Annotated in this window: 12 protein-coding genes and 1 pseudogene; 3 read left to right on the forward strand and 10 right to left on the reverse strand. The window is 71.5% G+C overall.

The window, feature by feature from the left end; all coding sequences use genetic code 11:
- Positions 1-30: 30 nt before the first annotated feature.
- Positions 31-2,781 carry a penicillin acylase family protein gene (locus AB0D44_RS07000; RefSeq protein ID WP_362585560.1) on the forward strand — a complete coding sequence of 917 codons (2,751 nt, stop codon included), beginning with the start codon at positions 31-33 and terminating at the stop codon, positions 2,779-2,781.
- Positions 2,782-2,940: 159 nt separating this feature from the next.
- Here AB0D44_RS07000 and AB0D44_RS07005 read toward each other — a convergent pair whose 3' ends face one another.
- The 6 genes from AB0D44_RS07005 to AB0D44_RS07030 form a co-directional block, all read right to left on the reverse strand.
- On the reverse strand, positions 2,941-3,591 hold the full coding sequence (locus AB0D44_RS07005; RefSeq protein ID WP_362585563.1) for a hypothetical protein: 651 nt from the start codon (positions 3,589-3,591) through the stop codon (positions 2,941-2,943).
- A complete protein-coding gene (locus AB0D44_RS07010; RefSeq protein WP_362585566.1) occupies positions 3,588-4,058 on the reverse strand; it encodes a DUF6114 domain-containing protein in 471 nt (156 codons plus the stop codon). The genes AB0D44_RS07005 and AB0D44_RS07010 overlap by 4 nt, the downstream gene beginning before the upstream one ends.
- Entirely contained in the window at positions 4,049-4,678 is a 630-nt protein-coding gene (locus AB0D44_RS07015; protein ID WP_362585569.1) for a DUF6230 family protein, read from the reverse strand. The genes AB0D44_RS07010 and AB0D44_RS07015 overlap by 10 nt, the downstream gene beginning before the upstream one ends.
- Before the next feature lie 108 nt (positions 4,679-4,786).
- A complete protein-coding gene (locus tag AB0D44_RS07020; RefSeq protein WP_362585572.1) occupies positions 4,787-5,539 on the reverse strand; it encodes a MerR family transcriptional regulator in 753 nt (250 codons plus the stop codon).
- Positions 5,540-5,567: 28 nt separating this feature from the next.
- Positions 5,568-6,761, reverse strand: coding sequence for a methyltransferase (locus AB0D44_RS07025; protein WP_362585818.1), 1,194 nt, complete (start codon positions 6,759-6,761; stop codon positions 5,568-5,570).
- 69 nt (positions 6,762-6,830) lie between these two features.
- Positions 6,831-7,175: a tetratricopeptide repeat protein gene (locus AB0D44_RS07030; RefSeq protein ID WP_362585821.1), complete on the reverse strand. Its 345-nt coding sequence runs from the start codon at positions 7,173-7,175 to the stop codon at positions 6,831-6,833.
- A gap of 146 nt (positions 7,176-7,321) precedes the next feature.
- Here AB0D44_RS07030 and AB0D44_RS07035 point away from each other — a divergent pair, with 146 nt between their 5' ends.
- Positions 7,322-8,287 carry a pirin family protein gene (locus AB0D44_RS07035; RefSeq protein ID WP_362585575.1) on the forward strand — a complete coding sequence of 322 codons (966 nt, stop codon included), beginning with the start codon at positions 7,322-7,324 and terminating at the stop codon, positions 8,285-8,287.
- A 193-nt stretch (positions 8,288-8,480) separates the two neighbouring features.
- Here the strand turns inward: AB0D44_RS07035 and AB0D44_RS07040 are convergent, their stop codons facing one another.
- Both AB0D44_RS07040 and AB0D44_RS07045 read right to left on the reverse strand, forming a co-directional pair.
- Positions 8,481-10,856, reverse strand: a complete 2,376-nt coding sequence (locus tag AB0D44_RS07040; protein ID WP_362585577.1) for a non-reducing end alpha-L-arabinofuranosidase family hydrolase — start codon at positions 10,854-10,856, stop codon at positions 8,481-8,483.
- Positions 10,857-11,300: 444 nt separating this feature from the next.
- The gene (locus AB0D44_RS07045; protein ID WP_362585580.1) at positions 11,301-12,866 is read right to left on the reverse strand and encodes a sigma-70 family RNA polymerase sigma factor; all 1,566 of its coding nucleotides are present in this window, start codon (positions 12,864-12,866) and stop codon (positions 11,301-11,303) included.
- A 472-nt stretch (positions 12,867-13,338) separates the two neighbouring features.
- Between AB0D44_RS07045 and AB0D44_RS07050 the strand changes: the two are divergent.
- Positions 13,339-13,710 (forward strand): annotated as a pseudogene (locus tag AB0D44_RS07050) (DUF418 domain-containing protein); the annotation flags it as partial.
- Between the two features lie 208 nt (positions 13,711-13,918).
- Here the strand turns inward: AB0D44_RS07050 and AB0D44_RS07055 are convergent.
- Positions 13,919-14,323: a ribonuclease domain-containing protein gene (locus AB0D44_RS07055; RefSeq protein WP_362585582.1), complete on the reverse strand. Its 405-nt coding sequence runs from the start codon at positions 14,321-14,323 to the stop codon at positions 13,919-13,921.
- 263 nt (positions 14,324-14,586) lie between these two features.
- Entirely contained in the window at positions 14,587-15,189 is a 603-nt protein-coding gene (locus AB0D44_RS07060) for a SigE family RNA polymerase sigma factor (RefSeq protein ID WP_362585585.1), read from the reverse strand.
- Positions 15,190-15,525 lie beyond the last annotated feature (336 nt).

The following is a 15,525-nucleotide window of genomic DNA, read 5'->3' on the forward strand; positions in this document are numbered from 1 at the left end:
CCGGTTCCTGCCCCCCACGGAGGAGCACGCATGCGACGACCCACCGCTCGCCTGAGAACTGCCGTCGCCACCGCTCTGATCACCCTCGGCGCGACCCTGCTGACACCGGCCGCCCCGGCCGGCGCCGCTGCCGACCCGGTGCCGCTCCCGATCGCCGACTACTGCGCCGGCCAGTGCTCGGACATCCTGCCGCCCGGCCAGAACGGCAACGCCACGCTCGCCCAGATCCTCCTGCACAAGGCGTTCGGCACGCTGCCGGCCCACACCTCCGACCAACTGGCCCGCTACGATTCCCTGGTGGCCGGCTACCCGGGCCTGACCGACGCCAAGGTCAACGACTTCTTCAACACCGCCGCCTTCGGCGTGCCCGCCGACCAGGTCGAGTCCACCACCAGCCCGCGCCCCGACGTCACCATTACCCGGGACAAGAAGACCGGCGTCCCCCACATCAAGGGCACCACCCGCTACGGCACTTCCTTCGGCGCGGGCTACGCCGCCGCCCAGGACCGCCTCTGGCAGATGGACCTCTTCCGGCACGTGGGGCGCGGCGACCTGACCCCCTTCGCGGGCGGCGCCCTCGCCAACCAGGGGCTGGAGCAGCAGTTCTGGCCGCAGGCCCCGTACACCGAGGCCGACCTGCAGGCCCAGGTGGACCGGATCCGCACCACGGAGGGCGAGCGCGGGCGGCTCGCGATGGAGGACGCACAGGCCTACGTCGACGGCATCAACCTCTACCGCACCCAGTCCAAGAACGGCCGCTACTTCCCCGGCGAGTACGTCCTCACGGGCCACATCGACTCCCTCACCAACGCCGGCGAGATACAGCCCTTCAAGATCACCGACCTGATCGCGCTCGCCTCCGTCGTCGGCGGCCTGTTCGGCGGCGGCGGGGGCGGCGAGGTACAGGCCGCGCTGTCCCTGCTGTCCGCGCAGCAGAAGTACGGCGTGGAGGAGGGGACCAGGGTCTGGGAATCCTTCCGCCAGCGCAACGACGCCGAGGCCGTGCTCACCGTCCACGACGGCACGAGCTTCCCGTACGCGCAGAAACCCGCGGACCCGCAGGGCGTCGCCCTCCCGGACGCCGGGTCCGTCGCCGCCGAACCGCTCGTGTACGACCGTACGGGCGCGGCCACCGCCAAGGAGGCCGCGAACCCGCCGAGGCCCCTCAGGCAGAGCATGTCCAACGCCCTGCTCGTCTCCGGCGCCCACACCGCAGGCGGACACCCCATCGCCGTCTTCGGGCCGCAGACCGGCTACCTCGCCCCCCAGCTCCTCATGCTCCAGGAGCTCCAGGGCCCCGGCATCAGTGCCCGCGGCGCCTCCTTCGCCGGCGTCAGCATGTACGTACAGCTGGGCCGCGGCCAGGACTACGCCTGGAGCGCCACCTCCGCCGGCCAGGACATCACCGACACCTTCGCCGTCGAGCTGTGCGAGCCCGGCGGCGCGGCACCGACGAAGGCGAGCACCTCGTACCTCTACCGGGGCACCTGCACCCCGATGGAGAAGCTCGAACACACCAACACCTGGAAGAAGTCGGTCGCCGACCCGACCCCCGACGGCTCCTACCGGATGCAGGTCTGGCGCACGCACTACGGCATCGTCACCCACCGCGCCACCGTGGCCGCGAAGCCCGTCGCCTACACCGCGCTGCGCTCCACCTACCGGCACGAGGCCGACTCGATCATCGGCTTCCAGATGCTGAACGACCCCTCGTACGTCAAGGACGCCCGGACCTTCCAGCAGGCGGCCCAGCACATCGGCTACGCCTTCAACTGGTTCTACGCCGACTCGCGCGAGGCCGCCTACTACAACAGCGGGTTGAACCCGGTGCGCGCGGCGGGCGTGGACGCGGCCCTGCCCGTGCACGCCCGGCAGCAGTACGAATGGCAGGGCTTCGACCCGGCCGCGAACACCGCCGCCTACACCCCGCCCGCCGAGCACCCGCAGTCCGTCGGCCAGGACTACTACATCAGTTGGAACAACAAGCAGGCGAAGGACTACAGCGCGGCCGGCTTCGGCATGGGCGCCGTCCACCGCGGCGACCTGCTCGACCGCCGGGTCAAGCAGCTCGTCACGGCCGGCGGGGTCACCCGCGCCACCCTCACCCGGGCGATGGCCGAGGCCGCGGTCACCGACCTGCGCGCCGAGAACCTGCTGCCCGAACTCCTCGCCGTGCTGCGCAGCGGGGCCATCACCGACCCGGCCCTCGCCGCGGCCGTCGACAAGCTGGCCGCCTGGCAGGCGAGCGGCAGCAAGCGCAAGGAGACCGCCCAGGGTTCGCGGACGTACGCGCACGCGGACGCGATCCGGATCATGGACGCCTGGTGGCCGCTGCTGATCGAGGCCGAGTTCAAACCGAGCCTCGGGGCCCCGCTGTACGACGCCCTGCGCGCCTCGCTGACCGTCGACGAGGCACCCAACGCGGGGCACGGGCCCACCGGTTCCCATGCCGGATCGGCCTTCCAGTACGGCTGGTGGAGCTACGCGGACGAGGACCTGCGGATGGTCCTCGGGCGGCCGGTGGCCGATCCGCCCTCCCGGGTCCACTGCGGCGGCGGCTCCCTCGCCGCGTGCCGCGAGGCCGTGGCCGCCACCCTCACGCAGGCGGCCGCGGCCGCCCCGGCGGCGGTGTACCCGGCCGACGGGACCTGCGCGGCGGGCAACCAGTGGTGTGCGGACTCGATCGTCCAGCGCCCGGTCGGCGGGCTGGCCCACCCGCAGGTCAACTGGCAGAACCGGCCCACCTACCAGCAGGTGGTGCAGTTCCCGGCGCACCGCTGAGTCGTCCGCGTGCCCGCGTGCCCTCGTGCCCGCGTGCCGACGTTCCGACGTGTCCACGTGCCGGCGTGCCCGCCTTCCCGTCGGCTACGAAGCGGGCGGGCACGACGGAGGCCCGCCGTTCCGGACGGTTTCCGGGGCGGCGGGCCTCGTGGCGGCGGGTCAGGGGCCGACGGTGATCTGCTGCGCCGGGTCGGTCGTGTCGGTGACGAGGTAGACCGCGTTGAAGGTGGACGCGGTCGCGCTCGTCGGGCAGCCGAACCCGCCGGTCACCTTGACCGGGACGGACGCGTTGGTGAAGGTCAGGCTCGGCGGGGCGCCGTTGGCCCAGGTGCCGCCGACGTTGGCCGCGGCCGTGGGCGCCGCGGTGACGGTGCAGGAGGCGAGCCCGGTCGTCTTGACGACGAGGCCGCCGGCGGGCACGGTCATGGTCGCGGTGATCGGGGCGCCGTCCTGCATCGACACCGTCCAGGCACCGCTGGTGGTGACCGTCGGGGTCACCCCCGGCATGCTGGAGGTGCAGGAGCTGTACGTCGGCGGTGAGATCGGGGACGAGACGGGCCCGGCGGCGTTCTGGTTGCCGGGGGCGGCCGGGACCGCCCCGGTGGCCACGGAGACCGTGCAGGTCACCGTCACCGAACCGGCCTTGAGGGTGGCCTTGCCGCTGAGGGTGGCCTTGAAGGCGTGCCCGGCCGGGGTGACGGTGGTCGACCCGGCCACGGGTAACGGCGCGGCGGAAGCGGTGACCGAGGCCAGCGAAAGGGCTCCGGCGGCGGCCATCCCGAGGGCGAGCGCGGTACGGGTACGGCTCATGGCTGTGCTCCTTGGGGATCGTGGTGCACGGGTGACGTGGGGGACGCGGTGGAGGATGCGGAGGGCGAGGGCTCGGGCTGGGGCGAGGGCTCGGGGGACGGAGCGGTGGAACGAGGGGCGGCGTACGGCTGCCAGGCGAACATCAGGCCGCCGCCCAGGATGCCGAGCAAGGTGCCGATCAAGAATCCGCCGAGGTTCGACAGGACCAGGGCCGCGGTCGCGATCAGCGTGGTCAGGACGCCCGCGAGGACGCGCTGGGCGGGGGAGAACCAGGCGGTGAGGCCGAGCACGATCATCACGGCACCCATCAGGACGGACGGGATCCCCGCCACTCCCTGCTGGAGCATGATCTTCAGTGGTGCCAAGGGCAGGACGCAGATCCACGCCCCCGCCAAGGCGGTGAACAGTCCGCCCCAGAACGGTCTGCCGCGCCGCCACCGCCGCCACCGCCGACGGCTCAGAAGCATTCCTTCTTGCCCTTGTTGATGTCCATCTTCAGGCCGGAGAGCTTGAAGGTGCCGGCGTTGGTCGCCCACGCCGTCTGCTGCAGATCGGTGATGCTGACCGTGTCGGCCTGCTGGGCGAACAGGTCCTGCATCCCCTGGGCGTCGGCCGGTCCCTTGTCCAGGGTGGAGGCGTCGCGCCCGATCTCGATGTTGCTGAAGACCGCGTCACCCGAGAGCTGCGTCGCGTCCACGAACAGGTTGCTGGCCTCGACGGGCTTCTTCTGGCCGGCGGTCAGGTTGAGCGAGATGTCGCCGATCACCGGGAGCGTGGTGACCACCGACTGGCACAGGCTGTTGAGCTTCGCCTCCCGGATGGCGGTGACCGCCACCGGGATGAGCTCTTCGCGGGCGTTGACGTCGACGCTGCCGTACTGGACGAAGCCCTCGCCCTCCAGGCTTTTCGCCGACACCTTGAACTGCTGCCCCGACACCGCGAAGGAGGCGGCGAGCGCGCCCTGCGCGAGGGCGATGCCGAGGCCGGCGGTCACGGCCACGGCGGGTACGGTCAGGACGGCGAACCGCCGCCACCGGACACGGCCGGAGCCGCTGTCTTCGTCGGGTAAGTGGGGGGATTCCGTCATGAGATCGTCCCTTGTGATCGGCTGTGCACCGTTGTTACCGACGAGTTGAATGTAAGAGTGCCAATGGGGGTTGGCAAGGTTGTGCGAGCGCACCCTTTCGGCCGACTCCTACTGCTCCGTACGCAGCAGCTCGGCGACCTCCGTGTCCACCCGGCGCGCCATCGCCCGCGCGAACTCCGTGGCCACCACCTCTCCGGCCACCGGCCTCAGGGCCGTCACCGCCTCGGTGATGTGCTGGAGTTGAGTGGCCGAAAGCCGCTCCAGCCCCTCCGCGCCGATCACATGCCGCCGGAACAGTCCGACGAACCGGTCCGCGAGGGCGGCCGCCTGCGCCTGTACGAACTCCCCGGCGTCCAGGATCTCCGCGAGCGGCACGCCCTGGCGCACCAGCGCGAGCGTCGCGTCCAGCAGGCGGGGGCTCGGGTGGGTGACCAGGTCCCCGTCGACCGTGACGTACCCCAGCTCGGCGGCCCGCCGGGTGTCCTCGGCGGTCGCCGTGGGCCCGAACAGCTTGCGCAGCTCGGCCCGGGTCATCGTGACCGGCTCCTCGCGCACCCAGTCCCGGGTCATCTCCCGCTCCAGGCCCAGCAGTCCGGACAGGCCGCCGCCGCCCTCCCACGCCTGCAGGAGTTCGGCGATGCCGTTGACCGTGTACCCCCGGCCCAGCAGGTCGCTGATCAGCCGCAGCCGCGTCAGGTGCTCCTCGGAGTACCAGGCGATCCGGCCCTCGCGGCGCGGCGGCGGCAGCAGCCCGCGCTCCTGGTAGTAGCGCAGGTTGCGCACCTTGACACCGGCCGCGCGGGCCACGTCCTCCCGGCGGTAGCGCCCGCCGCCCGTCCCGTCCTCCACCTGGCTGCTCACGCGGCAGAGTGTAGGACGTACCGGCAGGTCACATAGGGCGCGGCCGGTCTTCCTTGACCGCCCGCAGAATCACGAACTTCGGTTCGCTCGCAACGACTTCGCTGTTGCCGAAGAGCCGCCGCAGGTGGGTGTGGTAGCCCATGTGCCGGTTGGCGACGATCCACAGCTCGCCGCGGGGCCGCAGCACCTTGCGCGACTGCGCGAACATCCGCAGCGCCGTCGCGTCCGTGGTGGCCTGGTGGGAGTGGAACGGCGGATTGCTCAGCACCAGGTCCACGGAAGCGGGGGCCAGCATCGCGACCCCGTCGCCGACGTGGAACTCGGCCGTCCGCCGGCCCTCGCGGATGTTCGCCCGGTACGTGGCCCGCGCCGAGGCGACCGCCTGGTAGGACTCGTCCGTGAAGACGACCTCGGCGTCCGGGTCGTGCACCTGCACGGCCGTGCCGACGATGCCGTTGCCGCAGCCCAGGTCCACGACCCGGGCCCCGTCGGTGTTGGTCGGCAGGTTCTGCAGGAAGAAGCGGGTGCCGACGTCGAGCCGGTCGGCGCAGAAGATCCCGGCGTGGTTGACGACGGTCAGCCCGGAAGCGGACCCGGCGTCCTCGTCCGCCGTGTACGTCACCGGCCAGGGACCGGCCGTCGCGGGCCGTGTGGCCCCCGGGGTGCCGGGCGTGCAGAAGATCAGCCGCGCCTTCTTCTCGGCGAGAGAGGTCTTGGTCGGGCCCAGGATCCGCTCGAAGAGCCGCAGCGTGGAGGTGTGGATCTCCTTCACCATGCCGGTGCCGACGACCACGGTGCCCGCGTGCACGTGCGGCGCCAGCCGGTGCAGCTGGTCCTCCAGCAGCGCCAGGCTCTTGGGCACGCGCACCAGCAGGACGTCGATCTTCTCGGGCGGCGGGTCCTGCGTGGTCAGCAGCGTGACCGTCGCCTTGGAGGTCCCGATCCCGTTGCGGTCCAGGTTCGCCGCGGTGGCGGAGCGGGTGAGGGAGGAGTCGGTGATCTGCGTCGGGCGGTACGCGGCGAGCGCCGTGGTCAGCGCCCCCCAGCGGTCCCCGAGGACGGTGATCTGCCCGGCGCCGGCCAGGTCCACCGGCCCGCGCTCGCCGGTACCGGCGTCGAGGTGGCGCAGCAGGTACTCGTCGGCGGCGTCCCAGGCGCGGAGCCGGTCGCGCGGGTCCTCGGGGAAGCGGGTGAGCTCGTAGGAGCCGAAGGGCGTGGTCAGGCGGTTCATATGGGACCCAGGCTAACCGAGTCCGGCCGCGGGCCCCGCACGCGCCGGGCCGGGGAGCCCCTACTGCGGGAACTCGCCCGCCATCGCGGCGGCCATCCGCAGGTAGGGACGGGCCTCGGCGGCCCGGCCACTGCGCTCCAGTGTGCGACCGAGCATCAGCTGTGCGTAGTCCTCCACGGGCCACCGCTCCAGGATCGCGCGGAGCTCGCGCTCGGCCCGGGAGAGCTGGGCGGAGTGGTAGTAGGCGCGGGCCAGCAGCAGTCGGGGCGCCAGCTGCTCCGGGGCCTCGGCCGCCAGCGGGTCCAGGATGCGCGCGGCCGTCGCGTACTCCTTCGCGTCGAAGAAGAGCCGTGCCCGCTCCCAGCGCTCGGCCGCGGTCCCGTGCTCGAAGTACGAGGTGTCCATCGCGCTCATCGCGTCCCTTCCGCCCTTCCGCTTCCCTGTTCGTGTCCATGGCCGGTGTCCGGTGTCCCGTGTCCGGTGCCTCCAACACGCAGGACCGGTGGAACATTCCACTGACCAGCTCGCCTGTGCGCCGTTAGGTTGTCCGTATGAGCAATCTCGATCGCCAGCCCGCCCTCTCCGTCTGCGGCGGCCGCGGCTTCGTCGTGGCCGAACCGGTACGCGAGCTCCTCAGCCCGCGCACGGTCAGGCTCGGGGAGTCCACCGAGGTCCGACGGCTCCTGCCGAACCTGGGCCGCCGCATGGTCGGCGCCTGGTGCTTCGTGGACCACTACGGCCCGGACGACATCGCCGACGAGCCCGGCATGCAGGTCGCGCCGCACCCGCACGCCGGCCTCCAGACGGTGAGCTGGCTGCACGAGGGCGAGGTGCTGCACCGCGACAGCGTGGGCAGCCTGGCGACCGTGCGCCCCCGGGAGCTCGGCCTGATGACCTCCGGCCGGGGCATCAGCCACTCGGAGGAGAGCCCGCGCCCGCACGCCCGCTTCCTGCACGGCGCCCAGCTGTGGGTGGCCCTGCCGGACGCCCACCGCGATGTGGAACCGCACTTCCAGCACCACGCGGAGCTCCCGCAGGTCACCGCCCCGGGTCTGACGGCGACGGTCATCCTGGGCAGCCTGGACACCGCGACCTCGCCGGGCACGGCCTACAGCCCGATCGTCGGCGCGGACCTGGCCCTCGCCGCGGGCACCGAGACCCGGCTCCCGCTCGACCCGGACTTCGAGTACGCGGTCCTGTCGATGTCGGGCAAGGCCCACGTCGACGACGTCCCGGTCCTCCCGGGCTCGATGCTCTACCTCGGCTGCGGCCGCACCGAGCTCCCCCTGCGGGCGGACTCGGACGCGGGCCTGATGCTCCTGGGCGGCGAGCCGTTCGAGGAGGAGATCGTCATGTTCTGGAACTGGATCGGCCGCTCCCACGAGGACATCGCACAGGCCCGCGAGGACTGGATGAACGGGACCCGCTTCGGCGAGGTGAAGGGCTACGACGGCCCTCCGATTCCGGCCCCGGAGCTGCCTCCCACCCACCTGAAGCCCCGGGGAAGGGTGCGCTGACCTGCTGGTTTGTGAGCGTGAGGGCTGGGTGTCGTCCGAGAGCCCGGCCCTCCGATTCTGGTTTCGCAGGGGCGGGCGTCAGACGCGCGGGCCGGCGGGCGGGGCCCGGCCGCAGGCCGTCGAGCCTGCGGCCGGGCCCGAGCGCAGGGGTCAGGTCGGGTCTCTCTTTGCGTACTTCTGTGATTGGGGCGGGTCAGCGCTGCAGGGTGAGGAGACCCGGCCGGTACGCCAGCCGGTCGTAGGGGCCGCCTGCTGTGGGCGCCTTGCCCTGGTACAGGAACCGCAGGTTGCAGGGGTTGATGGTCATGGTCTGGTCGGGGTTGTCGCGGACCAGGTCACCGTGGCTGATGTCGTTGGTCCAGGTTGCACCGCTGTTCGCCTTGCCGGCGAAGGGGTTGTTCTCGGCGGCGGCCTGGGGGGTCCAGGGACCGTTCAGGCTGGAGGCCGTGAACGAACGGAAGTAGCGGGCCTCGTTCGCGCCCCTCGCCTCGACGATCATGAGGTACTGGTTCTGGCCTTGGAGCTTGTAGACCTGCGGGGCCTCGAACAGATTCGAGGGCGTGTCGCTCATGACCGTCGTGTACGAGGAGCCGAAGTTGCCCGGGAAGTTCCCGATCGGCATGCTCGCCCGGTAGATCTTGCCGTTGTCACCGGCGAAGAAGAGGTACATGTTCTGGTCGTCGGCGATCAGGGTCTGGTCGATCGGACCGGTGGGGGAATCGGTGCGGGGGATGCTGCCGGTGAACAGCGGCTGCGGCGCGGACCAGCCGTCGGGGTTGGCCGGGTCGCTCGACGTGCGGTAGGCGAAGGGCCACGCCCCCCACTGGTACGCCAGCACCCAGATCTTCTTGGGCGCGAAGTAGAACAGCGTGGGAGCCACCGCGGCCTGGCTCATCCCGGTCTGGCGGGCCGACGCCATGTCCGACCAGTTCGTGAAGGGCCCGGACATCATGGAGCCGTACGAAGAGCCCGAGAAGTTCGACCCGTAGACCAGGTGCTTGCCGTTGTAGGACACGTGGGTGAAGTCCTTCAGAGAGGCCCACCCGTTCGCCGGCTGCGCCAGCGCACCCGTTGACGTCCACCGGTACGTCGACGGAAGAGCACACGTGCCCGACGGCGCGGGCGTTGCCGGGGCCGGAGCCCCGGACGGGCCGGTCCACTTCTGGTTGCCGCCGGACCAGCAGGAGTGCAGCTGGATCCCGGTGCGGTTGGCGGTGGCCGCGCCGACGGCGTCGAGGCACAGCCCGGACTGGACCCCGGAGATCGTGCCGTCGGGGTTGATGTTCCACTGCTGGCCGGCGCCGCCGTTGCAGTCCTCGATGACCACCGCGGTGCCGTTCCCGGTGCCCTGGTCCTTGGCAGCCAGGCACTTGTTGCCGTAGACCACCAGCTGCTTGCCGGAGGTGTGGGTCCAGCGCTGGTTGGCCCGTCCGTGGCAGTCCCACAGCTGCGCCTGGGTTCCGTTGGCCGTGGTGGAGCCCTTGATGTCGATGCAGCGGCCGGAGGCGACGCCCTTGATCGTGCCGGTGCCGGTCCCCGAGGTGGTGCCGGGGACTGTCTTGAAGGCGTTCACCACGGCGGTGTAGGCGGCCTTGGGGTTGCCGTTGCCGTCGAACAGCAGGGGGTTCTCACCCTTGCGCCAGGAGTCGCTGTCGCGGATCCCCCAGACCGTGATGCCGGTACACCGAGCCACGGAGAGGCAGGCCTTCACCGCATTGGTGTAGTGGGCCGGCGACGCCTGGGCGATGTCCAGCTCGGTGATCTGGACGTCGACGCCCAGTGCGGCGAAGTTGGCCAGGGTGGTCTGGAAGCTCGCCGGGGGGCCGCCGGCGCCGAAGTGGCTCTGGAACCCGACGCAGTCGATCGGTACGCCACGTGACGTGAAGTCCCTGACCATGCTGTAGACGCCCTGGGTCTTGGCGTCCGACCAGTTCTCGATGTTGTAGTCGTTGTAGCAGAGCTTGGCGGAGGAGTCGGCCGCCCGGGCGGTGCGGAACGCTTCCTCGATGAAGCCGTTGCCCAGCACGTTCTGGAACACCGAGCTGCGGTGCTGGGTGGAGCCGTCGGCGAACGCCTCGTTGACGACGTCCCAGGAATGGATCTTGCCCTTGTAGCGGGTCATCAACGTGGTGATGTGGTTGTTCATCACACCGCGCAGCGTGTTCGCGTCACCGATGGAGCTGACCCAGGAGGGGAGCTGCGAGTGCCAGACGGCGGTGTGGCCGCGCAGGCGCTGACCGTGCGCCGCGGCATGGTTGACGATCTGATCGGCCGGGCCGTACGTGAAAGTGCCGCGGGACGGTTCGATGGCGTCCCACTTCATCTCGTTCTCCGGGGTGATCATGTTGAACTCCCGGTCCAAGACGGCGGCGTATCTCGGATCGCCGAGCCTCCCGGCGGCCACGGCGGTACCGAAGTACCTGCCCGAGGGCGCCGCCTGCGTGCCCAAGGGGTGTGCGGCTCCGGCAGAGCTGGGGAGGAGCGTCATGACACCGGCCAGCAGCGCCGAGGCCGACAGTCCGATCGTCAGTGTCCGGCGACGTCGGCCGTGCCGGTGCAGGCCCTTCATGCTGCTCCTCGGTGGTCTGGGGCGGCTTCGGGGTGCGTGATCGCGGGTGCATCGGCCGGTACGGCCTGATCCGCCGCCGGGTGGGTGCGGCGCAGGACGGGGCGCCGCTCCTGGGTGCCGGGCGCGCGGCGTTCACGGGTATCTCGCGTCATGGGGCGCTTTCTTCCGGGGATGTGCCGATGGAGGGTGGGGCACTCGTCACGCCGGCTCGCATGGTGAGCGGCGGGAAGAACCCCACGAAGAGGAGGCTTCCGAACGCGGGGCCGCGTAACAGAAACATCGCGCCATCCCGACGATCACCCGGTGATGCATCTCGCAGCCGAAAAGTGTTACGCCCGGCCCCTCGGTCCGGTCGTCCACGGTGAAGGGCAGGCCGCGCCCGCTTCACGGTGGTGTTCGTAAGGGCACCGGCCGGCGGTCGCCTTGCTGCTCAGCGAGCGGTGCTCAGGACCGGGCCTCGCGGACGACGAAGGAGGCCTGGCCGGCGAAGGCTCGGGTACCGTCGGAGCCGTCGAGCCAGATGCCGCCGTCGCGGTGGCGGATGACCGATCCCGGGTAGTTGTGGGACTGCAGGGTCACCGACCCCGCGACCGCCCCGGGGCGCGGACAGAAGGTGGCGTCCTTCCGGAACAGTTCGCTGCCGTCGTCGGTGCTCAGCTGCAGCCGCAGGTAGTGGTGCCGAAGGTAACGGCCGTCCGCCGCGCGGAAGGTGGCGCACCGTGTGTCGGCCAGCCCCCGGACCACCGTGAACGTGACGCGCTGCCGTGCCTGCGCGCTGCTGGACGCGGAGGCCGGGCCCAGCGTCGCGAAGTCACCCGAGTACGTCAGGTAGAGGTCGGGCTGGTCCACGGACTCCAATGATTGTGCGCCCAGCGGAACAGTGCCTCCTGCGACGGCGGACGGACTCGCCGACGGTGGTCCGGCCGGCGTGGGTGTGCCCGACGCGACCGGTGTGGGATCGCCGGCCGTGGGACCGACGGCGGTAGCGGCGCTGACGTCGGGCACCCGGGGTGCCGGTTCCGGCCAGTTCGCGTAGGTGGCGGCCCCCGTGATGAGGACCGCGCCGACGGCGAGGCCCGCCAGCTGCTGAGCGGTCACGGCGTGGAGTTTGCCCGCCACCGCGCCGTGCAGACCGCCTCCCTTGACCGCCGCGGCGGCGGCGACGGGGACCATGGCCGGCCCGGCGGCGCTCGCAGCCGCACTCGACAGCAGGCCCTTGGCGGTCAGCGTGGCGATGAGTCCGGCAGGGACGGCCAGGGGGGCGAGGCTGAGGAGCAGCAGCTCGGCAGGGACCCGGTTCGTCGCCGTCGCGGTGCAGACCGGGCAGTCGCGGGTGTGCCGCGCGATCCGCTTCCGCCACACCGATGTACGCAGACCGTCCCAACCCGCGACGGTCTCCCCCAACTGCCGGCATCGCGGGTGGGCCGCCAGCGCGGCGACGATCGTCCGGCTCAGTTCCAGCTGTTCGCGCATGCGTTGCAGGCGCACTCCGGCGTGGGCGACGGTGAGGCCCGTCGCGCCGGCGATGTCCTCACGGCTCAGCAGCCCGGCGCGCTCCTGCCACCACAGGGAGAGAAGCACCTGGTGGTCCGGGTCGAGCCACCGGCCGGCTTCGGCGATCTGACGGCGCTCGTCCGACACGTGGAGACGCAGGATCGTAGCGTCCTCGGGTTCGGGGCCGGCGTCCGGTATGTGGAGTGCCTCGTCCATGACTGCGGTCCGCCCGGCGAAGACGCGCTGCCGCTGCCAATGGGTTTGTATCTGGCGGAGCGTGATCGACACCAGCCAGGAGCGGAAGCTGTCGGGAGCGCGCAGGGCAGGCAGATCGCGCACCACGCGCAACAACGTCTCCTGGACGACGTCGTCGGCGTCGGCATGTCCGATCAAGGCTCGCCGGACGATGTTGTAGATCAACGGCAGGTAGGCGGCGATCAGCTCTTCGCGCGCCCGGTCGTCCCCGGCCTGCGCCGCGATGACCAGGTCCGCGTGGTCCGCGTCCATGAGCCCCATGCCCACCCTCCTCGTTACGGCGTCAGACCCTAACGCCCGCGAAGGCGTGCGGCCAAAGCCCGTGCCTCGGGCCGGGATCGGTCCCCTACGGGGCAAGCGCCCAGGATGAGCGGCCTCGCCGCCGGAAGGCAGGCGGGACGCCCCGCGTCCCTCGGGCCGCGAGAACGTCCCGGCCCGCCGGTCGGCGGGGTGGTCCCGGCCGGTCGGCGGGGGCGTCACCGAAGCCTGCCGGATGGTCCGCCTCCCTACCCCACCGGGAGATTCCTCGTATGACACAGATACGGCCGCCGCAGGCGCCGTCAGCTCCGCAGGAGAACTCCCCTCCAGGACTCCGTACCTCGTCCGAGGCCGCCGGGACACCCTCGATGGGGCGTCTGGTGGCTCCGGGTCCTGGTCCGGCGGCTCGGGGGCCGCTTTCAGCGGTTCCGGATCGGGGTCCGGCGGCAGCGGCTCCACCGAGCAGCTCGTGTCGTCCGCCTCGGACCTCCTGGGTGCCGGCCCGCACACCGGCACCACGTTCGACATCATCGGCAGTGTGGGCGTCGCGATCCTCGTGATCGTGGGCGCGACGGTGCTGATGGACCGCGTGGCGCGCCTGCGCCGTCTGGCGAAGCCGGTCATCGCCGTCGGCACCATGTCCCTGACGGCCTACGTCGGCCACTTCCTCGTGCAGACGCTGCTGGGCATATCGGCCGGCGAAAGCACCCAGGTGTCCTGGTTACCCGTACTCGCGCTCATCCTCGGGGCGATCGTCTTCGCGGCGCTCTGGTCCCGCTTCTGCCGCCGCGGACCGCTTGAGGCGTTGCTCAACGCCGCCACCAGGCCGGCGAAGTACGTCCGATGATGCCGGCTGGGGCGGGCGGCCTTCACGACCCGCCCCGGATACGCGAACCGCGCGGGCACAGGCCGGTGCCCCGCTGAACGGGTACGACGGCGTCCGCCGGGCTCATGGCGCCCCGGGGATGGCTGCCGGGATCCGGCTGTAGGCACTCGCGGCCCGCCTCCCGGGGGAAGCGGGCCGCCGTACCGCGATGCCGACCCGACTGCCGGCCTCAGCAGCCGAAGTCGACCCGCTTGAAGGTCGCGTAGTGGTCGGCCGTGTAGTAGTCCTCCTGGCTCTGCCGACCGGTGACGATGCGGCGCGCGCCGCGGGTCGGGGAGCCCGGGGTGATGACCGTGTACTCGTGGTAGTAGCCCCTGCTCTGGCTGGGCAGCAGGCGCTCACGGTTCTGGAAGACGACACCGTCCTGCCTGTACGGGAAGGGTCCGCCCGCGTCGATGAGCTTCAGGGTGTCGTGTGCCTGGGAGGGCAGCGCGGAGGAGCAGATGCTGCCAACAGCCTTGATGGCGTAGGAGGTTGCCGAGGCGGGCGCGGCGGTGGCGGTGGGCCCGACGACGAGGGCTGCGGCGACGGCGAGTGCGCCGCCGAGGGCGAGAATGCGTGGGGGAATCTGCATGGCCACATGATGACGCGCGTAGACATGAGCACGTCAACACCAAAGCCGTAGATTTTTCAACCAGTTGGCTTGGTGGACGGAGTGCACAACCAGGTCGCCACCTCCCGTTCACTCCTCGGCGTCGGCCCGCTGTTCGAGACCGATCGGTGTCCGGGCATTCGGTGCGGCATTCGCGTATCTCAGGGGTCAGGCGGGTCGCCGGCATGGCGCATGCCCGCACCGACGGAAGGGCCACCGGTTTTGGAGTACGGCGCACGCGTCCCTCAAGCGGCGGTCTCGCGCCCGGTCAGTTCTTGGCGCAGAACCCGGAGCGCCCGGTGCAGGGTGCTCTTGACCGTGCCCGGGGAGACGCCCAGTGCCCCGGCGGTCTCCTCGATGCTGAGCTCCGACCAGTACCGCAGTACCACCACGGCGCGCTGCTTGGTGCTGAGCACCGTCAGGACCTCCAGCAGTTCGGCCCGGTCCAGAAGCTGGTCCGTACCGTCTTCTCCGGGGAGCTCGGGCGGGCGTTCCATCGGTACTTCGTCCGTTTTGCGGGCGCGCCACCAGTCGGTCCGTACGCTGATCATGACGCGGCGCAGGTAGCCGTCGGCGAGGGACTTGTCGGCGATGCCGTCCCACCGGACATGGGTGCGCAGGAGCGCCGCCTGAACCAGGTCCTCGGCGTCCGCGGGGTCGGGCACGAGGCGCCGAGCGGTGCGGAGCAGGGCGGGGCGCCGCACTCGTACGTACGCTGTGAAGTCCTCCTGCCCCTCGTAGCCCCCGGGCGGTGGAGGGTGCCCAACGCGGCGCGCGTCGGCGTCGGTCCGTGATGGTGCGAGGCCTCCTGAGAGCCCGGCCCCGCAGGCGGGCTCGGTGTACGTCATGACGCCCTCCCGGGTCGTGAGCGTGGGTCGGAGGCCGACGCCGAAGTCCTGGGCGATGCCGGCCAGGCCCGGGCGTATCCCCGGCCAACCGTGCGGAGCTTCCTCGGCCGGTGCACGGTGGCGTACGCGAACGCCATTGCGTCGGGGGTGAGGCCGAGCCCGTGGAGTCTGCGGCGGGACCGCCGAGCGCGACGACGCTGACGAGGACGGCCACGCGGCGGCCAGAGCCCTGTCGGACACGGAGCGACGGGCGGGCGTCGACATCGCGGATCTCCCAGCGGTGGTCGCGTGCGCCGCGGTGCGGCGCGGTGTAGGCGTCGGACAGACCAGGCCGTG

This window comes from Streptomyces sp. NPDC048349 (genome assembly GCF_040651925.1).
Taxonomy (GTDB): Bacteria; Actinomycetota; Actinomycetes; order Streptomycetales; family Streptomycetaceae; genus Streptomyces.